This is a genomic window from Bacillus proteolyticus (genome assembly GCF_001884065.1).
Classification (GTDB): domain Bacteria; phylum Bacillota; class Bacilli; order Bacillales; family Bacillaceae_G; genus Bacillus_A; species Bacillus_A proteolyticus.
In genome coordinates, this window is record NZ_MACH01000006.1 from 1 (window position 1) to 21,925 (window position 21,925).

General features: G+C 37.2%; 25 protein-coding genes. 16 read left to right on the top strand and 9 right to left on the bottom strand.

All coding sequences use genetic code 11. From position 1 onward, the window contains the following. Positions 1–84: 84 nt before the first annotated feature. A complete protein-coding gene (locus BAQ49_RS01560) occupies positions 85–1,155 on the bottom strand; it encodes an NAD(P)/FAD-dependent oxidoreductase (protein WP_071743931.1) in 1,071 nt (356 codons plus the stop codon). A gap of 350 nt (positions 1,156–1,505) precedes the next feature. On the opposite strand from BAQ49_RS01560, the gene BAQ49_RS01565 reads away from it, so the two are divergent. The 7 genes from BAQ49_RS01565 to BAQ49_RS01595 all read left to right on the top strand — a co-directional run bounded on the left by BAQ49_RS01565 (position 1,506) and on the right by BAQ49_RS01595 (position 5,124). Beyond that, entirely contained in the window at positions 1,506–1,745 is a 240-nt protein-coding gene (locus BAQ49_RS01565) for a YuzB family protein (protein ID WP_000595026.1), read from the top strand. A 239-nt stretch (positions 1,746–1,984) separates the two neighbouring features. Next, positions 1,985–2,851, top strand: coding sequence for a diaminopimelate epimerase (gene dapF / locus BAQ49_RS01570; RefSeq protein ID WP_071743932.1), 867 nt, complete (start codon positions 1,985–1,987; stop codon positions 2,849–2,851). A gap of 41 nt (positions 2,852–2,892) precedes the next feature. Then, positions 2,893–3,246 (top strand): HesB/IscA family protein, encoded by a 354-nt coding sequence (locus tag BAQ49_RS01575; protein ID WP_000573823.1) that lies wholly within the window; start codon positions 2,893–2,895, stop codon positions 3,244–3,246. Positions 3,247–3,373: 127 nt separating this feature from the next. After that, positions 3,374–3,562 carry a hypothetical protein gene (locus BAQ49_RS01580; RefSeq protein ID WP_071743933.1) on the top strand — a complete coding sequence of 63 codons (189 nt, stop codon included), beginning with the start codon at positions 3,374–3,376 and terminating at the stop codon, positions 3,560–3,562. A gap of 135 nt (positions 3,563–3,697) precedes the next feature. Beyond that, positions 3,698–4,039 (top strand): hypothetical protein, encoded by a 342-nt coding sequence (locus BAQ49_RS01585; RefSeq protein ID WP_071743934.1) that lies wholly within the window; start codon positions 3,698–3,700, stop codon positions 4,037–4,039. Then, entirely contained in the window at positions 4,026–4,664 is a 639-nt protein-coding gene (locus BAQ49_RS01590; protein ID WP_071743935.1) for an O-methyltransferase, read from the top strand. The genes BAQ49_RS01585 and BAQ49_RS01590 overlap by 14 nt, the downstream gene beginning before the upstream one ends. Positions 4,665–4,770: 106 nt before the next feature. Then, complete coding sequence (locus BAQ49_RS01595; protein WP_071743936.1) at positions 4,771–5,124, top strand: YxeA family protein; 354 nt, start codon at positions 4,771–4,773, stop codon at positions 5,122–5,124. A gap of 179 nt (positions 5,125–5,303) precedes the next feature. Here the strand turns inward: BAQ49_RS01595 and BAQ49_RS01600 are convergent, their stop codons facing one another. After that, on the bottom strand, positions 5,304–5,765 hold the full coding sequence (locus BAQ49_RS01600) for a 2-thiouracil desulfurase family protein (protein WP_071743937.1): 462 nt from the start codon (positions 5,763–5,765) through the stop codon (positions 5,304–5,306). Between the two features lie 80 nt (positions 5,766–5,845). Between BAQ49_RS01600 and BAQ49_RS01605 the strand changes: the two genes are divergently transcribed. Continuing rightward, on the top strand, positions 5,846–6,727 hold the full coding sequence (locus BAQ49_RS01605) for a helix-turn-helix domain-containing protein (protein ID WP_071743938.1): 882 nt from the start codon (positions 5,846–5,848) through the stop codon (positions 6,725–6,727). Between the two features lie 17 nt (positions 6,728–6,744). Here BAQ49_RS01605 and BAQ49_RS01610 read toward each other — a convergent pair whose 3' ends face one another. The 3 genes from BAQ49_RS01610 to BAQ49_RS01620 form a co-directional block, all read right to left on the bottom strand. Then, positions 6,745–7,992 (bottom strand): MFS transporter, encoded by a 1,248-nt coding sequence (locus tag BAQ49_RS01610; protein WP_071743939.1) that lies wholly within the window; start codon positions 7,990–7,992, stop codon positions 6,745–6,747. Positions 7,993–8,155: 163 nt separating this feature from the next. Continuing rightward, the gene (locus BAQ49_RS01615; protein WP_071743940.1) at positions 8,156–8,632 is read right to left on the bottom strand and encodes a GyrI-like domain-containing protein; all 477 of its coding nucleotides are present in this window, start codon (positions 8,630–8,632) and stop codon (positions 8,156–8,158) included. Positions 8,633–8,815: 183 nt separating this feature from the next. Beyond that, the gene (locus tag BAQ49_RS01620) at positions 8,816–9,805 is read right to left on the bottom strand and encodes an NAD(P)/FAD-dependent oxidoreductase (protein WP_071743941.1); all 990 of its coding nucleotides are present in this window, start codon (positions 9,803–9,805) and stop codon (positions 8,816–8,818) included. A gap of 465 nt (positions 9,806–10,270) precedes the next feature. On the opposite strand from BAQ49_RS01620, the gene BAQ49_RS01625 reads away from it, so the two are divergent. After that, the gene (locus tag BAQ49_RS01625) at positions 10,271–11,479 is read left to right on the top strand and encodes an NAD(P)/FAD-dependent oxidoreductase (RefSeq protein WP_071743942.1); all 1,209 of its coding nucleotides are present in this window, start codon (positions 10,271–10,273) and stop codon (positions 11,477–11,479) included. A 302-nt stretch (positions 11,480–11,781) separates the two neighbouring features. Here BAQ49_RS01625 and BAQ49_RS01630 read toward each other — a convergent pair whose 3' ends face one another. Further along, a complete protein-coding gene (locus BAQ49_RS01630; RefSeq protein ID WP_071743943.1) occupies positions 11,782–12,828 on the bottom strand; it encodes an FUSC family protein in 1,047 nt (348 codons plus the stop codon). Positions 12,829–13,144: 316 nt separating this feature from the next. On the opposite strand from BAQ49_RS01630, the gene BAQ49_RS01635 reads away from it, so the two are divergent. The 4 genes from BAQ49_RS01635 to pepA all read left to right on the top strand — a co-directional run bounded on the left by BAQ49_RS01635 (position 13,145) and on the right by pepA (position 16,318). Then, on the top strand, positions 13,145–13,651 hold the full coding sequence (locus BAQ49_RS01635) for an NUDIX hydrolase (RefSeq protein WP_071743944.1): 507 nt from the start codon (positions 13,145–13,147) through the stop codon (positions 13,649–13,651). Then, positions 13,648–13,965 carry a YuiB family protein gene (locus BAQ49_RS01640; protein WP_000027018.1) on the top strand — a complete coding sequence of 106 codons (318 nt, stop codon included), beginning with the start codon at positions 13,648–13,650 and terminating at the stop codon, positions 13,963–13,965. Before BAQ49_RS01635 ends, BAQ49_RS01640 begins: the two co-directional genes overlap by 4 nt. A gap of 87 nt (positions 13,966–14,052) precedes the next feature. Beyond that, complete coding sequence (locus BAQ49_RS01645; RefSeq protein WP_002156546.1) at positions 14,053–14,679, top strand: stationary phase survival protein SpsC; 627 nt, start codon at positions 14,053–14,055, stop codon at positions 14,677–14,679. A 154-nt stretch (positions 14,680–14,833) separates the two neighbouring features. After that, positions 14,834–16,318 carry a cytosol aminopeptidase gene (gene pepA / locus BAQ49_RS01650; RefSeq protein ID WP_071743945.1) on the top strand — a complete coding sequence of 495 codons (1,485 nt, stop codon included), beginning with the start codon at positions 14,834–14,836 and terminating at the stop codon, positions 16,316–16,318. A gap of 151 nt (positions 16,319–16,469) precedes the next feature. Here pepA and cdaS read toward each other — a convergent pair whose 3' ends face one another. Further along, positions 16,470–17,075 carry a sporulation-specific diadenylate cyclase CdaS gene (gene cdaS / locus BAQ49_RS01655; protein ID WP_071743946.1) on the bottom strand — a complete coding sequence of 202 codons (606 nt, stop codon included), beginning with the start codon at positions 17,073–17,075 and terminating at the stop codon, positions 16,470–16,472. Between the two features lie 143 nt (positions 17,076–17,218). Here cdaS and BAQ49_RS01660 point away from each other — a divergent pair, with 143 nt between their 5' ends. Both BAQ49_RS01660 and galU read left to right on the top strand, forming a co-directional pair. Further along, positions 17,219–18,943: a phospho-sugar mutase gene (locus BAQ49_RS01660; protein WP_071743947.1), complete on the top strand. Its 1,725-nt coding sequence runs from the start codon at positions 17,219–17,221 to the stop codon at positions 18,941–18,943. Between the two features lie 152 nt (positions 18,944–19,095). Further along, a complete protein-coding gene (gene galU / locus BAQ49_RS01665; RefSeq protein WP_071743948.1) occupies positions 19,096–19,983 on the top strand; it encodes a UTP--glucose-1-phosphate uridylyltransferase GalU in 888 nt (295 codons plus the stop codon). 45 nt (positions 19,984–20,028) lie between these two features. On the opposite strand, the gene BAQ49_RS01670 is transcribed toward galU, so the two are convergent. Beyond that, complete coding sequence (locus tag BAQ49_RS01670; protein ID WP_071743949.1) at positions 20,029–20,622, bottom strand: biotin transporter BioY; 594 nt, start codon at positions 20,620–20,622, stop codon at positions 20,029–20,031. A 50-nt stretch (positions 20,623–20,672) separates the two neighbouring features. Further along, on the bottom strand, positions 20,673–21,416 hold the full coding sequence (locus BAQ49_RS01675) for a DUF3298 and DUF4163 domain-containing protein (RefSeq protein WP_071743950.1): 744 nt from the start codon (positions 21,414–21,416) through the stop codon (positions 20,673–20,675). A gap of 97 nt (positions 21,417–21,513) precedes the next feature. Between BAQ49_RS01675 and BAQ49_RS01680 the strand changes: the two genes are divergently transcribed. Further along, on the top strand, positions 21,514–21,897 hold the full coding sequence (locus BAQ49_RS01680; protein ID WP_071743951.1) for a hotdog fold thioesterase: 384 nt from the start codon (positions 21,514–21,516) through the stop codon (positions 21,895–21,897). The last annotated feature ends 28 nt before the right edge of the window (positions 21,898–21,925 follow it).

The window sequence follows — 21,925 nt, forward strand, 5'->3', positions numbered from 1 at the left end:
AATTTATTAAATTATATTGATAAAGTTATTTTTTTTAAAATGAATAGAAAAAGGCTGTCTACATAGTAGACAGCCTTTAAAGTATTAACCGTTATGATATTTGTACATCCAAAGAAGACCGGATTTTAATAATCTCGGTACACGCCCCATTAATGGTTGGTTTGCTAGTAAACCAAATCCGTGTTTTTTGCCGAGAGAACCGAGAACACCTTTTAATTTTATAACCGGCAGTTCATCAGGAAGTGGCTCATTATTCCAACGTTTTAATAATATTTGGACAATTTGTTCTCCTTGACCTTCAGCAAGCTGAGCAGATGGTGCATGTGGAAGTGCTGCACAATCCCCGACAACATAAACATGCTCGTTATTTGGAATATTGTGATATTTTGTTAAAACAACCCGTCCGCTACCATCTTGTTCAACTGGAAGGTTTCGAACAACTTCATTTGCTTGAATACCAGCGGTCCATACGATTGCATCACACTCAAGTGGCTCATCGTGGTTGTATACAATGTTTGGTTCCACTTTTGTAATGTTAGAGTTACGTATAATGTTAACTTTATGTTTTACAAACCATTCTTCTACGTATCTACTTAATTTTTCAGGATACGGGAATAAAATTCTATCTTTTCGATCAAATAAATAGATTTTTAAATCTGAACGGCTTTCGCGAAGTTCACTTGCCACTTCAACGCCGCTTAAACCAGCCCCAACGACAGCTACTGTTGCATTTGGTTCTAAGCTATTTAATTGTTCATATGTCTTACGTGTTTGCTCAATTGACTGTAGGCTATGTGTATATTCCTTCGCCCCGGGAACGTTATGATATTTATCTTCACAGCCAAGCCCAATAATTAAATCATCATATTGAATCGTTTCACCGCCATCGAGATGAACGGCTTTCGTTTCGAGGTCAATATTTGTTACTGTGCCGTATTGAATATTGAGACGTGGGTGCTCAGGAAACGGTATACGAATATGCGTTTCTGAAATTGTACCCGCAACTAATGCATAATATTCAGTTTTGAAGCAATGATATGGTACTTTGTCGATTAATGTCACTTGTACATCATCTGGAAGTTGGTTGTTTGGAAGTAGCCGCTGCAGAATTCTCATTCCACCGTAGCCGCCACCTAGTAGTACGAGGTGTTTCATGATGGATTACCCCTTTTCTGTTGAAATATCCCCTAATCATACAATTTTATATTAATAAAATATTTTGACTTTACTCAATCAAATTATATCGAATTTGTGAACAAATAACAATGCATGAATGAATACTCTGTTGTACAATAAGAAGAAAAGTAAAGTAAACTGTTTTCATTTGCTAGTTACTATTTCATTATGAATAGCATGTTACATAGAAACAGTCATCTACTTTGAAGTGAAGTAATGAAGTAACTAAATAGTTTAGAATATGTAACGAAAACAACAAGAAACAGCTTAGTTTTCTTCTTATAGATGAAGTCAGAAGGTAATTTTTTTGTAGTACAGGGGGGAGAATTTTGATTAAACCATTAATTGAATTTTGTGTAGGTAACCTTGCGAGTGGTTCACAAGCAGCTTTAGAGAAATTAGAAAAAGATCCGAATTTAGATGTAATGGAGTATGGTTGTTTAGGATATTGTGGTATTTGTTTTGAAGGACCATTTGCCCTTGTGAATGGTGAAGTAGTACAAGGTGCGACAGTAGAAGAACTTGTTAATAATGTATATGAGTATTTGGATGAAAATCCAATGTTTTAAGGTGTTGCGAATCGGCAACACCTTTTTCATTAGATAAAACGTTATTTCGCAGGGTAGGATAATACGGAATATAAATAAAAAAAGGCCCTTTTAGAAGGGCTTTTTTCTTACACGATTTGTGTAAGAATGACTTATCGCCAAAATGTTGTCAAATATGAGAAACGGGGGACATTCATATTGTGTTCTAAAAGCATGCATTTTATACTTGAAATAATAAATTATTTTTGGAGTGAATAAAAATGAGCCAATTTTCTTTTACAAAAATGCATGGTCTTGGCAATAGTTATATATATGTAAATATGTTTGAGGAACAAATTAGGGAAGAAGAGTTAGCTCTTGTAGCGGAAAAGGTTTCAAATATTAATACTGGTATTGGTGCAGATGGAATGATTTTAATTTGTCCTTCTGATGTGGCACCAGTAAAAATGCGCATGTTTAATAACGATGGTTCAGAAGGGAAGAGCTGTGGAAATGGTTTACGCTGCGTAGCGAAATATGCGTATGAGCATAAACTAGTAGAAGATACAGTTTTCACAATTGAAACGTTAGCTGGTATCGTTACGGCAGAAGTAACGGTAGAAGATGACAAAGTTACATTAGCGAAAATAGACATGGGAGCACCTCGTTTAACACGCGAAGAGATACCGATGCTTGGTGAAGGAGAAACACCATTTATTCGTGAAAACTTCTTATACAATAATCACCGTTACGCATTTACAGCTGTTTCAATGGGGAATCCACATGCGGTTATCTTTGTTGATGATGTAGAAAAAGCGCCTCTTACAACGTTAGGGCCAGTTCTTGAGACGCATGAAATGTTCCCGGAGCGAGTGAATGTTGAGTTCATCGAGATTTTGAATGATGAAGAAATGAATTTCCGTGTTTGGGAACGTGGATCTGGTGTAACGCAAGCTTGCGGGACAGGAGCATGTGCAGCTGTAGTTGCGGCAATTCTCAATGGAAAAATGGAACGTAGTAAAGAAATTACAGTTCACTTAGCAGGTGGCGATTTAATGATTGCATGGACAGAAGAAGGAAATGTGTTAATGAAAGGACCTGCGGAAGTAATTTGCCGCGGAGTGTATGAGTACAAGATAGAAGCGTAAAGATGTATAATAGAACGAGAACAGAAAGGATGGTGTATTTCATGATTGAAGTAACAGAGCAAGCAGCTTTTCAAATTAAAGATATGTTAAAAGATGCTGAAGATGGAGAGAAGTACGTGCGCCTTGCTGTACACGGCGGCGGATGTAGCGGTCTTTCTTACGGCTTAGGATTTGAAGTAGAACCAAAAGAAGACGACACAGTTCTTGAATTTTTCGGTGTTGAATTTGTTATCGATAAAGAAAGTGCTCCGATTGTTAAAGGAGTAAAAGTTGATTATAAACAATCGATGCTTGGCGGCGGATTCACAATCGACAATCCAAACGCAATTGCATCGTGTGGATGCGGATCATCTTTCCGTACAGCGTCGAATGCTGGTAAGCCAGAAGAGTGCTAAGTTTTTGGCCGAAATAGAAAAAGACCTTTTTAGCGATGGAATAAAATCGTTAAGGAGGTCTTTTATTTTGCTTTAATCGTTCTCTTTCTTACAAGTATAATTGAAGGATAGAAAGAGGAGGAGATATATGCTGGAAGATATTTTTGAATTTGTATTGAAGTACGTTATAGGTTCTATTTTTAGATGTATAAGATACCTTGTGATAAATATTATAATAGAATGCATAATAGAAGGTGTAATAAACGGTATAGGGAAATTACTTGATAAAATCCGTGATAAGTGGCGAAACTGGCGTGAAAGACGTTATTGGCGGTAATAGGTACATAGAAAAATTGGCAGTAAAGAGATAGAGAAGAAAAAACCTTACGGAAGATGAATTATAAAATTCATTTCCCTTAAGGTTTTTTCTTTTGACATTTTGTATACATTTGTATACAAAGGGGGATTTAAAATGAGAGAAGATAAGTTCATGAAAGAAGGCCGTCACCGTGGTGAGCGTCATAGGGGGAGAGATGGATCTCATCATCGCGGGCCGAAAACATTTCGCCGCGGGAGAGCGATTGCCTTTTTAGAAATGATGAATTTAAAGCGTGCTACGATTAAGCAACAGTTAAGTGAGCCAGAATTCCAGTCCATTCAGCAAATTTTAATCGGGGAATTAAAGGCAATTGATATGGTTATTAATGAATTTACACAACTATTTGAAATACATGAGAGTGAAACGGAAGAAGCGCCTATGTTAGATGAGAAGGCAGATCTAGAGAAAGGGACTACACCTGATGAAACAAATTAATCGTTATATTGATTCTGTATTTTGTGGTCAAGATGTTCTTTTGGATGAAGTGATTGCTTCCATAAAAGAAAACGAAATGCCGCCGATATCGGTATCACCTTCTTCGGGTAAACTTTTAACGATGTTAGTTTCCATTTCTGGAGCGAAAGATATTTTAGAAATAGGTGCATTAGGTGGGTATAGCGGAATTTGTCTTGCGAAAGGTTTTGGAGAAGAAGGCACGTTAACTTCACTTGAGCTAGAAGAGAAATATGCAAAGGTAGCGCACAGCAATTTACATAAAGCGGGATTTGGAAAACAAGTGTCGTATATGACTGGTGCTGCTTTACAAAGTCTTGAAAAATTCGCCACAGGTAATAAGCGATTTGATTTCTTCTTTATCGACGCTGATAAGGAGAATTATGAAAATTACTTAACATACTGCATCCGACTTGCTAAGCCAGGCGCATTAATTGTTACAGATAATGTTCTAGCTGCTGGTAGTGTAGCTGATGAAAGTGTGAAATCAAAACGTTATACAGAAGTTATGAAGAAGTTTAATGAAGTGGTAGCAACACATCCCAATTTAGAATCTGTACTAATTCCAATTGGTGACGGGATGACAGTTTCTAAAGTGAAGAAATAATTATTATCTTACAAAAGTGTAATGTTCATGTCATGTTTTTGAATTTCTTCTTTAAGCCCTGGGCTTTAAGATAAGAATATAAGAAAAAACATATGAGGTGAAGGAAATGAAAAGATACATTGCACTATTTAGTATTTTAGTTGTATTTGCAAGTTTGTTAGTTGGTTGTGATTTAAACCGTATGGGGAAAGATGAGTATTACGTTCAAATTACGACTGATGGAATTGAGAAGAATGAAAAAGCTGATGGTGGTCAGCCATTAAAATTATTTGAGTATAAGTTACCTGCATTTGATAAAGAAGGTAAAGAAAAAGAGTTAGAATTTACAGCTGTGAAAAACCTTCGTAAAGAAGCGTTCTTGCGTGTATTCTACTCAGATGAAAAAGGTGTAACAGCTTGGGAAGAAGTGAAGAAAGACGAGCTTCCAGCGAAAGTGAAAGAAAAACTAGGTGTGAAATAAGATAGGAAAAAGGAATTGACGAACAGAGTCAATTCCTTTTTTTATCCCGCTATTTGCGGGCAGTAAGACTCCCACCTCAAAATTCAGCTGGAGGAAAGAAGTTAGATGGGAGTCGGGCTGCCCTTAAATGCCCGATTGGTGTGGGCTAATAATAAGTGGGGGATGGAAAAAAACACTGATTAAAGTTTCACTTTATTCTCAAAATCCTCTTCTGAAATGACTTTAAATCCATGTCTTTTAAATAAAGCAGTCGTCACCCCATAACCAGTTTGCTTATTGCCGTTAAATTCTCCGGTGTAAATCGTAGCACTACCACAAGATGGACTGCGTTCTTTTAAAATAATATATTCTGGGTGTAAATCTTTAATTTGTTCTAGAGCTTTATAAGCACCACTCACGAAAGATTCTGTGACATCTTCACCGTCTTTTGTCATTACCTTTGCTTTTCCATCTAAAACGTCATCGCCATTCCCACCAATAATTTCAGCGGAAGGACGAGGCGTTGGTAGTCCTCCTAATACTTCAGGACAAATGAGGACTGTATCTTCTTTTTGCAGAAGCTCCTCTATCTTTGAAATGAGATTGTCATTTCCATCATAACGACAAGCAATACCACCTAAACAAGCGCTAATTACGATCATATTTTCATCTCCACTAAAAAAATATTAAATATCACGCCAATTTCTCTTCCTGCTCTTTACCTATAAATGAGGTGATAAAAATGGGAAGCTTATATAATTTAATGAAACCATACAGTGAATTTCGAAGTAAAGAAGAGTTTAATACGTATCAAAAACAAGTTTTGAAGTGCTATCGATTTCAATTGAATAAAACGGATGCTATCATTATTCATTTTTTAGGAAAGTATGCAGTGAATGAGAAACAGAAAACAGTGGGAGTTGCGTGTCCATTGATGGAGACGATTGCTACAAATGTTGGAAAAAGTATTCGTACAGTACGCCGCTCAATTGCAAAGTTAGAGGAACTAGGAATTATAAAGCGTGTTGCGACAAAAGAAAGATATAAGCGCGGGGGATATAGTGCAAACTTATATGTATTTCTTAGATCTGCAATTGACCGCATGGATGACCGTATGAAAATGTCCGCATGTGAAAGTGATGATTGTGCAGATGGCTGTAGTGGAAACGAGCAAAAAAATGAGCGGGAAACAATTCTTTCTAAAAACATTCCACAAATAAAAGAGAAAAGAAAAGTAACGTATGAGCTTGATGAAACGTATTGTCGTCACGATATACCGAAGCCATTTATATACGCACTGGTGCCGATGACGAGTAATCCGAAAAAGATTAATATATTTTGGAGTAAGGTGGAACTTGCTTATAAAAAGAGTGGATTACTAGAGCAAGGTGTTTTATTAGAGCAAATATTAGCTGACGAAGAAGTGTATGGAAATTTAATTTGGCGCGTGAAAAGTGTTGTGAGAGCGTATAAATATGGGGAAATTCGTAAAGACGTTAGGGCACTTTTGTATAGTACAGTCCGAGATTTATTTTTAGAGGTTGGATTAGAATGGGGAGCAGCTTTGAGAAGGAGTAAGGGAATACCGTTATTTGATCCGTTTAAAAAGGAGCCATGCGTATAATACATGACCCCAAGTAGCTAATCAAACTTTCTTACAACTGGAACACGAATCGCGACAAATAGTACGAAGACGATAACAGCAATCGCACCGCTTTTCATAATCGTTACAATTGGAATGCCTGCCCAAAGTGCAATCGATGTAAATGCATAAGAGAGCGGAATGAATCCCATCGATGAAAGCATGAGTAAACTCATAACGCGGCCCATCATTTCTTCTTTTACTGTGGATTGAATCATTGCCATAAGTGGAACGATTGCCATCGCGATTGTAATACCGTAAAACATTCCAGCTAATAATGCTTGCCAAAGTACAGTGCTAAAGTTGATGGATAGGAAGAATACACCAGAAAGTAGCATCATGATAATACAAAATAAACCACGTCTGCGGTTAATATTTTTTAATCCGACAATGACAGCTCCTATCGCCATCCCGCCGCCGACAGATGCTTCTAAGTAACTGAACTGAAGCGAGTCACCGTGCAGAACATTTTTAACGAAAAGCGGGAAACCGACTTGCATCGGACCAATTAAAAATAAATTTAAAAAGGCGCTACAAAGAAGGAAAGTTGAAAGGAAGGGTGATTCCTTTACGTATAAAATTCCTTCTTTAATAGAAGTGAACATGCCTTTGTCTGTATTTTGCTGTTCCGGCATCGTAAATTGTATTTTTTGAACGAGTATGGCTGCGACGATCAGTAATAAAATCGTGATCGAAAAGATCGTTTCATAGTTCGTAAATTTAATGAGAATGCCGCCAAGTACAGGTCCTAAAATGACAGATGCTTGGTTTGTCATTTGAGTAAGTGAATTTGCTTGTGTTAAACGGCTTTTTTCTACAAGTTCAGGCAGAATAGAGCCGTCTGCTGACCAGAAGAAAGCGTCAGCAAGTCCGAAGAACAAAGCGAACAAAGCAAATGTATATAGTGTTACATCACCGACGATGAACCAAGTGAGAATTGTTGCGACAAGAATAGCACGAATAATATTTGAGTAAAACATAATGTTTTTTTTGGGGAATTTATCAGCTAATGCTCCGCCAATAATCATAAAAATGAGCCTTGGAACACTAAGAGCCACGAAAACAATACCGAGTGAAGCCTCAAGGTTTAATGTTTTTGCTATGTACCATGTTTGTGAAAAAGTAAAAAAGGCTAAAGCAAAACTTGAAAAGAGAGTAGCTGCCCAAAGAAAAAGGAAGTTTGTATTTTTTAATAACGGTTTTCCGCTTCCTTCTAAAGCAGATTTATTTTGTTGTAGTTCCTCCATATTGCTTCCTTTCTATGTACCAAATTTAGACTAAAAAACCTATTAACAATCGTTTTATACAGTTTCTAATATTTCTATACTGCACTTTCTCATTGTAGACAATAATGTTGGATTTGCACAGTGGCTATTTAACGACAAAAAAAGATGCCGAAGGGCACCTTTTTTAAGCTAAAGCAATATAAATATCCAATTGTACGTTATTTGGATCCGTTGCTTTTTCATCATACAGTTCGAAATCTGTTGTAAAAGCACGTTTGTTTTCTTTCGACCATTGCCAAATATATTCCCAAGCCTCGCACACGACTTCAGACACAGGGCCTTTTCTCGTTGTAAATACCGCATATGTCGCGGCAGGTATTGTTAAAGTTGTCATATTTTCAGGAACGTCTTCTAATGAAGAAACGGGCATACCGATTGTAAATTGATATGTACCAGTTTCATCTGATTCGTAGTTTGAGTAGAAAGCGAATGTTTCTTTTGTTTGTTGATTTGGGATGTGATGCATGATTTGTTCTTGGAAGTAGCGATTCCAAAGTTTTGGAATTTCTCCTTCAGTAGATGCCTCTTTTTCGTTTGTCGTCGTAATCGAAACGCCGATTGCTTGGAAAGCTTCTTTTGTTACTATGATTGGTTCTTTCATTAATAAAACCTCCCTTTATTGGACGAAACATACGTTCTGTTTTATTGTAACATATTTTGGAAGGTAGTAGTGTTTTTTATTAAGTTGAAATGTATTTTATCTAGGAAAAGGAGGAATTTCGATTAGGAATCTCTAAATGAAAAGAACTCCTTTCATGTAAAAGGAGTTCTTTTCATTTCTATATTAAAACATACTTGAGCTATGCATTGGTTGGAGTTTTGCGTTTGGATCGAAGTAAGCTTTTGCATTGTTTACTGCTGTCGGTGCTTCACCAAAGCCGCAAGCGATGAGTTTTACTTTTCCTTCATATGTACAAATGTCACCGGCAGCATAAATGCCAGGAATATTTGTTTCCATTTTTGAATTCACGAGGATGCTGTTTTTTTGAATGTTTAAACCCCAGTTTTTAATTGGGCCAAGAGAAGAAACGAAGCCGTAGTTTACGATTACGTCATCAACATCTATGATAATTTTCTCTTCAGTTTTTACGTGCTGAAGAACGACTTGTTCAATCGTGTCATCACCAATGAGTTCTACTGGAACGTACGGTGTGCTTACTTCTGCACGAGAATTCATTAAGCTTTCGACGCTATGTTCATGCGCACGGAATTTATCACGGCGATGAACGATTGTAACTTTGTCTGCAATTGGTTCTAACATCATCGTCCAGTCTACTGCTGAGTCACCGCCGCCGAATACCACGACACGTTTTCCAGCAAATTTATTCATATCATCAACGAAATAATGTAAGTTTTTCTTTTCATATTTTGCTGTGCCTTCTAATTCTAAGCGGCGTGGTTGGAAAGCACCATTACCAGCAGTAATAATGACAGATTTAGAGTAATGAGTTTGTTTATTTGTAACAAGTTTAAATATACCGTCAGCTTGTTTTTCAAGAGTATCAACAGCTTCTTCTAAGCAAACGGTTGGATCAAACTTCTTCATTTGCTCTTTTAAGTTATCAACTAACTCTTGTGCGCGTACTTTTGGAAATCCAGCTACATCATAAATATATTTTTCAGGGTAGAGTGCGGATAATTGCCCTCCAAGTTGAGGTAAGCTTTCAATGATTTTTACACTTGCTTGTCTCATACCGCCATAAAATGCGGTGAACAGTCCTGTTGGACCACCACCAATAATTGTTATGTCGTAAACTTTTTGATTTTCTGCCACTTTCATTCCCCCTATAGATGATGGAATTTTGATATTGATTTCATATATTGTTCATATGTACACGAAAATCCTGCAAATGATGACACTTTCAAATAAATGATAGCATATTTGAGTTTATAATACTTCTGAAAACGACTGAATTATGTGTAAGTTTTCGCATGGATGCTTTTTTAATTGTATAAAATAGAGGGAAAGGAAAATACATGAAAAAAAGGCTGAAAAACCCTTGAAAACGCTATGTTATTTTAAAATATTGATAATTCGCTAGGTGCTTGAATTCTGGAATAAAACCGACTAATATAGGGAAGTATTATGTTAAATTTCTATGACAAATTTCGTACGATTTTTTGAATGCGTGTTGTTATGATATAGAATGTGATAAATTCCACATTCTTGACAAATAGAGTTTTTAGTACTTGGTATTATTTTTCATTACTATTATATAAAGAAAAGGGTTGTGATTTGGTGAAGACTCCAAAAATCGTAGTTTTAGGTGCAGGTTATGGCGGGATGATTACGACTGTTCGTCTGCAAAAAGCATTATCTGTAAATGAAGCTGAAATTACGTTAGTAAACAACAACAGCTATCACTACCAAGCGACTTGGTTACATGAGAGCGCAGCTGGTACATTACAAGATGAAAAAATCTGTCTAGATATTCAAGACGTTATCGATACAAATAAAGTGAACTTTGTACAAGATACAGTAGTAGAAATTAAAGCTGCTGAAAAACGCATTATCTTAAAAGACGGCGAGTTAGAGTATGACTACTTAGTAATCGGTCTTGGTTTCGAATCAGAAACATTCGGAATTACAGGATTAAAAGAGCATGCATTCTCAATCGCTAACATTAATGCAACTCGTCAAATTCGTGAGCATATGGAAGCTAGTTTCGCTAAATATGCAACTGAAAAACGCGATGAGTTAGTAACAATCGTTGTTGGTGGTGCTGGATTTACTGGTATCGAATACGTAGGTGAGCTTGCAAACCGTGTTCCTGAACTTTGCAAACAGTACGATGTACCACGTGAAAAAGCACGTATTATTTGCGTTGAAGCTGCTCCAACAGCACTTCCAGGTTTCGATCCAGCATTAGTAGAATACGCTGTAAAACAACTTGAGAAAAAAGGCGTAGAATTCCGCATCGGTACAGCAATTAAAGAAGGAACTGAAGAAGGTATTATCGTTGCAAATGGTGATGATACTGAATTAATTAAGTCTGAAACAGTAGTTTGGGCTGCAGGTGTTCGTGGTAACGGTATTGTGGAAGAGTCTGGCTTTGAAGCAATGCGCGGACGTGTAAAAGTTGATGAGTACATGCACGCTCCAGGATACGAAGATGTATTCATGGTTGGTGACGCAGCCTTAATCATTAACGAAGAAATTAACCGTCCATACCCACCAACAGCACAAATCGCAATTCAACAAGGTTACAACATTGCACACAACTTAACTGTGTTAGTTCGTGGCAAAGGCGAAATGAAAACATTCGCATTCGACAATAAAGGATCTGTATGTTCTTTAGGTCATGACGATGCAATGGGCGTTGTTATGGGCAAAAAGTTAACAGGTTGGAAAGCTTCCTTCATGAAGAAAGTTATTGATAACCGTTACCTATTCTTATTAGGTGGACCTTTATTAGTTCTTAAAAAAGGTAAATTGAAGTTATTTTAATATATAGTGGAGAAAAGCAGATACGGCTATGAGCTGTTTCTGCTTTTTTTTGTATAATACACGTTTTCGAAGAAAGAAAATGCAGATTCGTGAGGCCCCTGTTTCGTTTTCTTCATACTTCCATTCTATATAGTTATTTAACAAATAATTGTCATTTATCAGATACAGAAATAGACATACAAAAACGCCATTCTTTCTTATGATCATACAGAAAGAATAGCGTATTTTTTCATTTTAGGGGATTTTGTTCAACTGGAAAAAATGAGAAAAATATGAAAGCATCTTTCGCTAGATAACCACCTTTACACTGATTTCGCCAGCGCTCTACTGAATATCAAGTTCACTGCAATCACGATGACTGCACCGATAAGGGTTGCAAATACACGGTCGAACAGAATGATAGACTGGAACGGCTTGCCGGCTTCCATGACCAAAATAATGAGCGGAATCATGGTTGCAGAGTATACAAGGTAATTTCGAACCTTTAGAAGAGGTCGAACACTGGCGAATAGACCGATACTTATAACTAATCCCCAAATTGGTAGACTAGTTGCGAGAAGCAAGCTCGCAACAATCACGCCGATTATTGTACCAAGCACTCGTTGTGTTGTTTTGATTGGAAAGAATTCTATTTTCCGCTGAGTAAGGATCGCTACGGTAATTGCAATCCAATAGAAGTGGTGCTCGGGCCAAAGTATTCGTAATCCCTCAGCAATAACTAGACATAATGCGAGCCTGATTGGGAATTGCCAACTGGATAGGTGTGCAAGAGAATTCCACCATAGAATGATTTTTTTCGATGTTGGCCCTTTCATAGCTCCATCCAGCGATGATTTAAAACAGCGGTGTACCCAGATGCCTAGTACCAAGCTGATACTGATGGTCCAAATCGCTCCTGCTAAGATTGAAAAAATTAGTGCCATCGGGTACTCCGTCTGGTCTAACATATTGAGGATGATGATCAGGAATATGACAAAGCGTGTTGTTGCCACGGCCAAAGCCCGACTATATCCGCCAATTAACGTAGCAAGGATTACCAGCAGGGTCAAGACTCCGAATGTCAGGTAGCCTTGTCCGAAAGAGAGAACAGCAGCAATTGCAGCGAGTGCTACTGATATGAGCGCTGACGCCAACTTTTCCCCGTGATTTATAAAACTTGAACCGACTTTCACGCTACTGACTGCCAAACTTCCGACCGATGCAGCAAAACCAAGAGCGGGATAGCCTAGAAATGTGGCGAACAGAACAGGTCCGGCCATACCTATGCCAGCGGAAATGAGTTCTACTATTTCTACCTTGGACTCCTTAGACCAAGAAAACAGTTGAGCCCTATATGCCTTTATATTCATCTATAGCACCTCTTCCGACCCAAAGAGTAGGGCACAGTTTAATAATATGCTTTTTCTTTAATCCATGGACATGTGGTGATACCTATGTCCATCAGGCTGATATTTTGAAGTATCCCCAAAATGAAAATTTTATCTTTCCAGAGTTATTTATAATAATTCGGCTCATTTTTTTCGATATAGGGAAATGCCAATTTTTTAAGTTGGTGGCAATGGGGCATTATTCTAAGAAAGGAAAAGTCACAGTGTACTTAAAAATATAGTATAATATATAAAAAAGAAAGAATATTCTGTTCTCTCTAGTAGAGGAGGTTGCATCATGGGGAAGCGCGGGAAAGTATGGTTAGCTGTTAGTGGCCTAGTAGCCACAAAAGATGGCAGGTGGCTATTCGTTAAGAAGAAATACAGTGGATTAAAGGGGAAATGGTCTTTGCCGGCTGGTTTTGTAAATGAAGGTGAGACGGTTGATGAAGCTGTGAAACGTGAAGTGTTAGAAGAGACAGGTATTGTCGCTCATGTGAAGGGAATTATTGGCGTTCGATCGGGCGTGATTCGCAATGAAATTAGTGATAATATGATTATTTTCCTTTTGGAACCTGAAGGGGAAAATATTATTGTACAGGAGAAGGAATTGTCTGAAGTAGCGTTTCTACATCCAGATACGATTGCAGACGATCCAAATACGTCTGTACTTATTAAATATTTGTTAGAAAGAAAATCAGAATTTCATCTTGAAATGGACAAAACATTAAATCCAGGAGAGCAATTTGGTTATACGGCTTATCACGTATTTACGGCGCATGAGAAGGAGAGGGAGAAAGAGTGAGTATACCGGTACTACTTATTTCAATGATGTTATTTTTTATTTTGTTTTTTGGAATTGGATTTTTACTCAACATGATATTGCGAGCGACATGGGTAATGGTTATTGTGTATCCGATTGTTTGTATGCTTATTATTAATAAGGCGAGTGTGTGGGATTATTTTTCAAAGCCAAAAGAAACATTTTCTTCATTTGGGACAAGTGTATCGCATTTAGGACAAGCAGATATGTTTATTCTATCTACTGGGTTAGTAGGTGCTGCTTTAGCAGGAATCGTAATTAAGAAACTTCGGAAAAGCGGATATCAAATGTTTTAATCTCCAATTCATTTGGAGATTATTTTTTTTGCATATTCCTTCATTGTATAGGGAATGATTAACGATGAAGGAGTGTGGAATATAAAAATGTTAAAACGATATTGTATTCGCATTATGATGACTTGTTTACTTGTATCCGCATTATGCGTAACATGGAATGCTTTCACAGGAGTTTCTTTATTAGAGATTGTAAAGAAATATGAGGGAACGAGTGCAAAAGAAGTACATGCAGCAGAAGTTAAGAGAAATGTTGCTCCGAGTAAAGAAGTGATAAATGCTTTAGAGCAGGCAAACGACTGGTCTAAATATCGTTCAATTGAAATGACTGCAACTGGTTATACGTCAGGAGTGGAGTCAACTGGTAAGAGTCCAGGACATCCAGAGTATGGTATTACATATTCAGGTGTTAAAGCGAAAAGGGATTTATATTCTACAATTGCTGCGGATTTACGTGTATTCCCGATTGGAACGATTTTATTCGTACCAGATTACGGATATGGGGTTGTCGCTGATAAGGGCGGTGCTATAAAAGGAAATCGTCTCGATTTATATTATGATACGGTAAAAGATGTTTATAGCCAATGGGGTAAGAAAAAAGTAAATGTATATGTAGTTAAGGTAGGAAATGGTAAGTTTACAGAAGAAGAGTTAACGATGTTAAATGAAGACGAAACGATGCAAGTGTTTCGTGGCCAATATTTAAAGCAAAGATAGTCTAGTGGTAATAACGCTAGACTTTTTTATTTTATAATAGAAGAAATGGCAGAAAGATGGATTATATAGGATGTAACAGAAGTTAGAATTGTCGCATTTTATCGAAAATAAAGTTATAATAAAGGTAGAGTAGAGAAATTTAGGGGGTCTGAACATGTTTCAAGTACAAAAAGAATTAGCAAGCCATGAAGCTGTGATTGTTGCCTTATTTGAAGAAGAACAAACGAGTAGTTTTGTACAAGAACTGGACAAAGCGTTTGAAGGACAATTACAAGTTTTATTAGAAGAGAAAGAACTTTCTACTAAGAAGAAAGCTATTTCAAAAGTACATAGTTTAGGGAAAACAAATGTGAAACGTTATTATTTCGTTGGTTTAGGAAAGAAAGAATCTTATACGACGGAAACATTACGTGCGGCTCTTGGGAAGACGTTTAAAACACTACAGGCAGCCAAAGTACAAGATGCAGCAATCTTACTTGATTCTTTCGTAACAGAGAAGTTAGACGCGATTGATGTTGCCCATATTGCAGCAGAAGTACAAGGTCTTGGTACATATGAATTACAAACGTATAAATCAGATAAAAAGGAACGTGTAGAGCTAGAGAAGTTCACGGCTATTACAGCGGAAGATGCACAAGAAATTGAAGCTGCATTAACAGTTGGTTACGTACATGGACGCGCAACAAATTCAGCTCGTACACTAGTGAATATGCCGCCAAACGTATTAACAGCGACAAAACTTGCTGAGTATGCGGTTGAATTAGCGGAAAAATACGATATGGACTATAAAGTTCTTGAGAAAGAAGAGATGGAAGACCTTGGTATGGGTGCATTGCTTGCAGTAAACCAAGGTAGTACAGAGCCACCAAAAATGATCGCTCTTATTTATAAAGGAAAAGAAGAGTGGACAGATGTAATTGGATTTGTTGGAAAAGGGATTACATATGATACAGGTGGCTACTCTTTAAAACCACGTGAAGGTATGGTCGGCATGAAAGGCGATATGGGCGGTGCTGCTGCTGTTTTAGGTGCGATGGAAATTATCGGTGAACTTCGCCCAGAGCAAAATGTTATCGCTGTAATTCCATCAACGGATAACGTTGTAAGTGGTACTGCATTCAAGCCAGATGATGTGATTACATCTATGAGCGGAAAAACAATCGAAGTATTAAATACAGATGCAGAAGGTCGTCTAGCGTTAGCTGACGGTATTACGTATGCGAAGAAGCTTGGTGCAAATTACTTAGTTGATATTGCAACATTAACAGGTGGTGTAATTGTTGCACTTGGAAATCATACAACAGGCGCGATGACAAATAATGAAGAGCTGTTTGAACAAGTATTAGAAGCATCAATGGAAACGGATGAGCCAATTTGGCAATTACCGATTTTTGATCGTGATAAAGAACGCGTTCGAAACAGTAAATTTGCTGATTTAAATAACTCACCAGGCCGCGAAGGACATGCGGTTATGGCTGGGACATTCCTAGGTGAATTCGCTGAAGACACACCATGGGTACACTTAGATATCGCTGGAACATCTGAAACAACAGGCGCGCATGATTTAGGGCCATCTGGAGCAACAGGTGCAATGGTTCGTACACTTGCAACACTTGTTGAACGTTTTGGAGAAGAATAATTTTTGAAAAAGGCTGTCTCAAATTTTTTTGAGGCAGCCCTTTATTATTGACATGGTACGATTATTGTCAATTTTTTTCGGTAAGTCGATATCATTCATTCATTTATTATTGTACTGTTCAAAAAAAGTGTTACATAGTGAAAGATTCGCCTTATAAAGAAATCGTATATAACGTACCATTTAAAGCGAATGAAGTACGACCTGTTTCTTCAGAGACAACTAATATAAGTGCATCACTTTTTTCTGATAAGCCAATTGCTGCCCTGTGACGTGTTCCTAGCTCAGGATCAATTTCTGTACTTTTCGTTAACGGAAGAATATTAGCAGCTGAGACAATATGATTATTTTTCACGAGAATGGCTCCATCATGAAGAGGGTTACCTGGATAAAAAATTGATTCAAGTAACGGTGCGGTTAAATGAGCATTTAATGTTGTACCAGTTTGAATGAAAGATTCGAGTGTCTCGTTTCGCTCTACAACGATTAGGGCACCGTGCTTTCGGGCGCTTAAATGTTGGACAGCTCTTGTGATAAACTGTGAGCTTTCCGTATAAGGTGATAAATAAGCCTGAATATAGTATGTAGCTGCCAATGTTTGTACATTTGCTAACATGTGATGAATATCTTCCATTTTGCATAAAATACATTCATCTTCTTTATCAATTGCCTGTCTCATAATTGATAATTCTTTTTCAGCAATTTCAATCATTTGTTTTGTTTGTATTTTGAGCTCTTCTGACAAGCCCCATTCTTGCATAATCCTCATTCCCTTTGGTGGAGTATTTAACCATAGTGTACACAAAAATTTATAGTAAAATCCTGCTAGATTTTAAAAAATATTGAGATGCAGGTTGTTTTTTTCATATAATGAAGGTATGACAGGCGAGAGGAGATGGAAGTATGAATTGGAAACAAGAATTTAGTCGCTGGCTTTCATATGCAGAATTAGACGCAGAATTAAAAGAACAGCTAGAAAACATGAAGCAAGATGAGAAGAAAATCGAGGATAGCTTTTATAAAAATCTAGAATTCGGCACAGGTGGTATGCGTGGTGAACTTGGTGCTGGTACGAACCGTTTAAATGTATATACAGTTCGTAAAGCAACAAAAGGACTAGCTATGTTTATTGAAAAATTAGGTGAAGAAGCGAAAAAACGCGGTGTAGTTGTCGCGTATGATTCTCGTCATAAATCACCTGAATTCGCAATGGAAGTAGCTGCTACGCTTGGTGCACACGGTATTACAACATATGTGTTTGAAAGCTTACGTCCAACACCAGTGCTTTCTTTCGCAGTTCGTCATTTACATACAGCAAGTGGAATCGTTCTTACGGCAAGCCATAATCCGCCCGAATATAACGGTTATAAAGTATATGGTGAAGATGGTGGCCAGTTGCCTCCAAAGGAAGCTGATGAGTTAATTAGCTACGTAAATGCAGTAGAAAATGAATTAACAGTTGAAGTTGCTGATGTTGAGCAATTAAAAGCTGACGGTTTATTACATATAATTGGACAAGAAGTAGATGATGCATATGCGGCAGAATTGAACAATGTCATTATTAATAAAGAAATGGTGAAAGAAGTAGGAAAAGATTTAAAAATCGTCTTTACACCATTACATGGAACATCAAACATTTCGGTACGCCGTGGTTTAGAAGAAGTTGGATTTACAGATGTAACAGTTGTAAAAGAGCAAGAGTTACCAGATCCAAACTTCTCTACAGTAAAATCACCAAACCCAGAAGAGCATGCAGCGTTTGAGTATGCAATTCGCGACGGTGAAAAAGTAGGCGCAGACGTGTTAATCGCAACAGATCCTGATGCAGACCGTCTAGGTGTAGCAGTTCGCAATCACGATGGTGAGTTCCAAGTGTTAACTGGTAACCAAACAGGTGCGTTAATGCTTGATTACTTATTATCACAAAAGAAAGTAAACGGAACGCTTCCAGAAAACGGTGTTGTTTTAAAAACAATCGTAACGTCTGAAATTGGCCGTACAATCGCAAAAGCATACGGTTTAGATACAGTTGATACGTTAACTGGATTTAAATTTATCGGTGAGAAAATTAAACAGTATGAAGAAAGCGGACAATATGAATTCCAATTCGGTTATGAGGAAAGCTACGGTTATTTAATCCGTCCATTCTGCCGTGATAAAGATGCGGTGCAATCTGTTCTATTTGCATGTGAAGTAGCTGCGTACTACAAATCACAGGGTAAAACGTTATATGATGGTCTGTTAGAAGTATTTAAGAAGTATGGGTTCTTCCGTGAGGACCTTGTATCGTTAACGTTAAAAGGAAAAGACGGTGCCGAACAGATTCAAAAGATGATGGCAACATTCCGCGGGAATCCTCCGAAAGAAGTAGCGGGTTTAACAGTCGTTGCAGTTGAGGATTATAAGGAAAGCATCATTACAACGTTACAAGATGGAAATAAGGAAGAGATTCACTTACCGAAATCAAATGTGTTAAAATATCAATTAGAAGATGGTTCTTGGTTCTGCTTACGTCCATCTGGAACAGAGCCGAAAATTAAATTCTACTTTGGTGTACAAGATGATTCCTTACAAAATAGTGAACAAAAGTTACTTACTATTAAAGAAGATATTATGAATCGTTTATAATAGAATAGAGTGCTACTGATAGGAAAAGAGGAGAACGGAGAACGGCCTCCTCTTTTCTTATAGTTTTGTTTGATGTAGAGGATTATTACGAGCGAGTGTTATAAATTTGCACTTTACTAAGAGAATTAGAATGAAAAGCGAGGGTATTTGTCATGAAAAAAGTGAGAAAAGCAATTATCCCGGCAGCGGGATTAGGAACACGCTTTTTACCAGCAACGAAAGCAATGCCAAAAGAAATGCTTCCAATTGTAGATAAACCAACAATTCAATACATCGTAGAAGAAGCAGTAAAATCAGGCATCGAAGATATTATTATCGTTACTGGTAAAGGAAAGCGCTCTATCGAAGATCATTTTGATAACGCATTTGAATTAGAGCAAAACTTATTAGAGAAGAAAAAGTATGAGTTACTTGAAAAAGTACAAGCTTCTTCTAAAATGGTAGATATCCATTACATTCGTCAAAAAGAACCAAAAGGATTAGGACATGCTGTTTGGTGCGCGCGTAAATTCATTGGTGATGAGCCGTTTGCAGTATTATTAGGCGATGATATCGTTCAAGCTGAAAAACCATGTTTACGTCAATTAATGGACGAGTATGACAAAACACTTTCTTCTGTTATTGGTGTACAAACTGTTCCTGAAGCAGAAACACATCGCTACGGAATTATTGATCCGTTAGAGCAAGAGGGACGTCGTTATCAAGTTCGTAATTTCGTTGAAAAACCAGCGCAAGGTACTGCGCCTTCAAACTTAGCGATTATGGGACGTTACATTTTAACTCCTGAAATCTTTATGTTCTTGGAACAGCAACAAGTTGGAGCAGGTGGCGAAATTCAGTTAACGGATGCAATTCAAAGCTTAAATGAAATTCAACGTGTATTTGCATATGATTTCGAAGGAAAGCGTTATGACGTTGGTGAAAAATTAGGGTTTGTTCAAACAACAATTGAAATGGCATTGCAACACGAAGAATTACGTGATGATATGATAGTAATGATGAAGAAAATTTTAGACGAGCAAATGAAGCAAGAGTCTTAATATAATAAAAAAGGAGCTGTTCCTATAGGAACAGCTCCTTTTTTATTATGAAATCTTCGAATGAGAATGCTGATAAGCCGAGCGACGTACAGCATAGTATATGCGAGGTGCGATAATAGCGCCGATAATTGTAAATGTAATATCTTTTACTGCGAACCACATCATAATCATCCAAGCAGCTTTATAGCTCATATTACCACCCATGAAAATATTGACTGCTCCGTACATGTAAGTAGTACCGATAATATACGTTAAAATGATTCCGGCGAAAGAAGCAATTGCAAAGGTGCTGAATGTTGGTCGTTCTTTTTGTTCTACTATTTTTCCTGATACGTAAGCAACGATAATAAATGCGATAATAAAACCACCAGTAGGATCTAAAAGTGCTCCAAATCCAGCTTTGAAGTTAGCGAAGATTGGCGCACCTGCTACTCCAACAAGCATGTAAACAGTCATTGATAATGCGCCAAGTCTACTTCCAAGAAGAAGCCCTGCTAAAATTGCGAAAAATGGTTGCATAGATAATGGAACGCCCGCTATTTGTAAGAATGGTGCCCAAGATACAATATTTGCACCAATAGCCATAAGAGCGACGAACATGGCAGCTAATGCTAAATCTAAAACATGAAATCTTCTCATAATGTTAACCTCCTGTTGTTTTTAGGTTAACATTATCGTAGCGAAAATATTTACTTGTTGTCAATCAAAATATTTTGATAAGAAGGCTTTAAATAGTCTCTTAGCAACGTATATGGAATACGAAATTGCGGGATTCCGCTTGAATAAGGAGCAATTTCATATAATGGAAAATAAATAACGAGATTATCGGGCTCTAAAAAGTAGTGAAACTTTTTCGCGCTCGTTACTTTTTCGACTGCATCAGGAAAATAAATGCTTTCATTTTGTTTAATTTGCCCTACAATCTCTGTGCGAATTATTTCTTTATATTTATCCTCTTGTTGGAATAGGTCGTCTAAGTGTAATAATTTTCTCTCATTCAAATCAAATGTATGTGCCTTCCACGTATAAAGACCGTGTGCTCCGCCTGTATATTGATAGTAATTCACATATAGACTTAGGAAAGGTAGTTTGTTTAAAGCTACTTTATAGTCAACATTTGCAACGTATGGATGGAAAGGTGTACTAGATCCTTCTGTTTCTTTATAATATTTCTTCGCTTCTTTTTCTAATTTACTTTTAAATTTGGAAGTAGAGTTTTTGTAATAGGAATTCAGCTTATTTTGAAATTTCGAGTCAGAAAAGTTGTGAAAGGAAGGCCTATTAATTTGATATTCTATATAAGGTTTCTTACCTTTTTGCGTTACAGTCTGAACATCGATTGTCAGGTTAGATGCTTTGGCTGCTAGTGCACAATTTGGTACAATAGTGAGCAAGGAGAACATAAGCAGTGGTATACAAAATTTCTGTTTCATTTAGGTGAAACCTCCTTATATAAGTGTTATAGGTAGTTTGAAAGTAAATAGGTAAAAATATACATTTAATTAAAAGTGAGGAAAAGGGGGAAACGATATGTCAAAAACTTTAATGGATTCACTTGGAATTGAGTTGTTAGAGATGACAGAAGATAAGGTGGTTGCTACGATGCCTGTTGATGAGCGCACGCACCAGCCATTTGGATTTTTACACGGTGGTGCATCTGTTGCATTAGCAGAAACGGTAGCAAGTGTTGGATCATATAATTTAATTGATCAAGAGAAATGTATTTGCTTCGGTCTAGAGATTAATGCAAATCATATTCGCTCAAAGAAAGATGGAATCGTAACAGCAATCGGGACACCGATACATAGAGGAAATTCAACGATGGTTTGGGATATTCGTATCATTGATGAAAATGATGATTTAATATGTATTTCAAGATGTACAGTAGCAATTAAAGAAAAGCGTGAAAAATAGAAAAGAGGCTGCTCAATAGAGCAGCCTC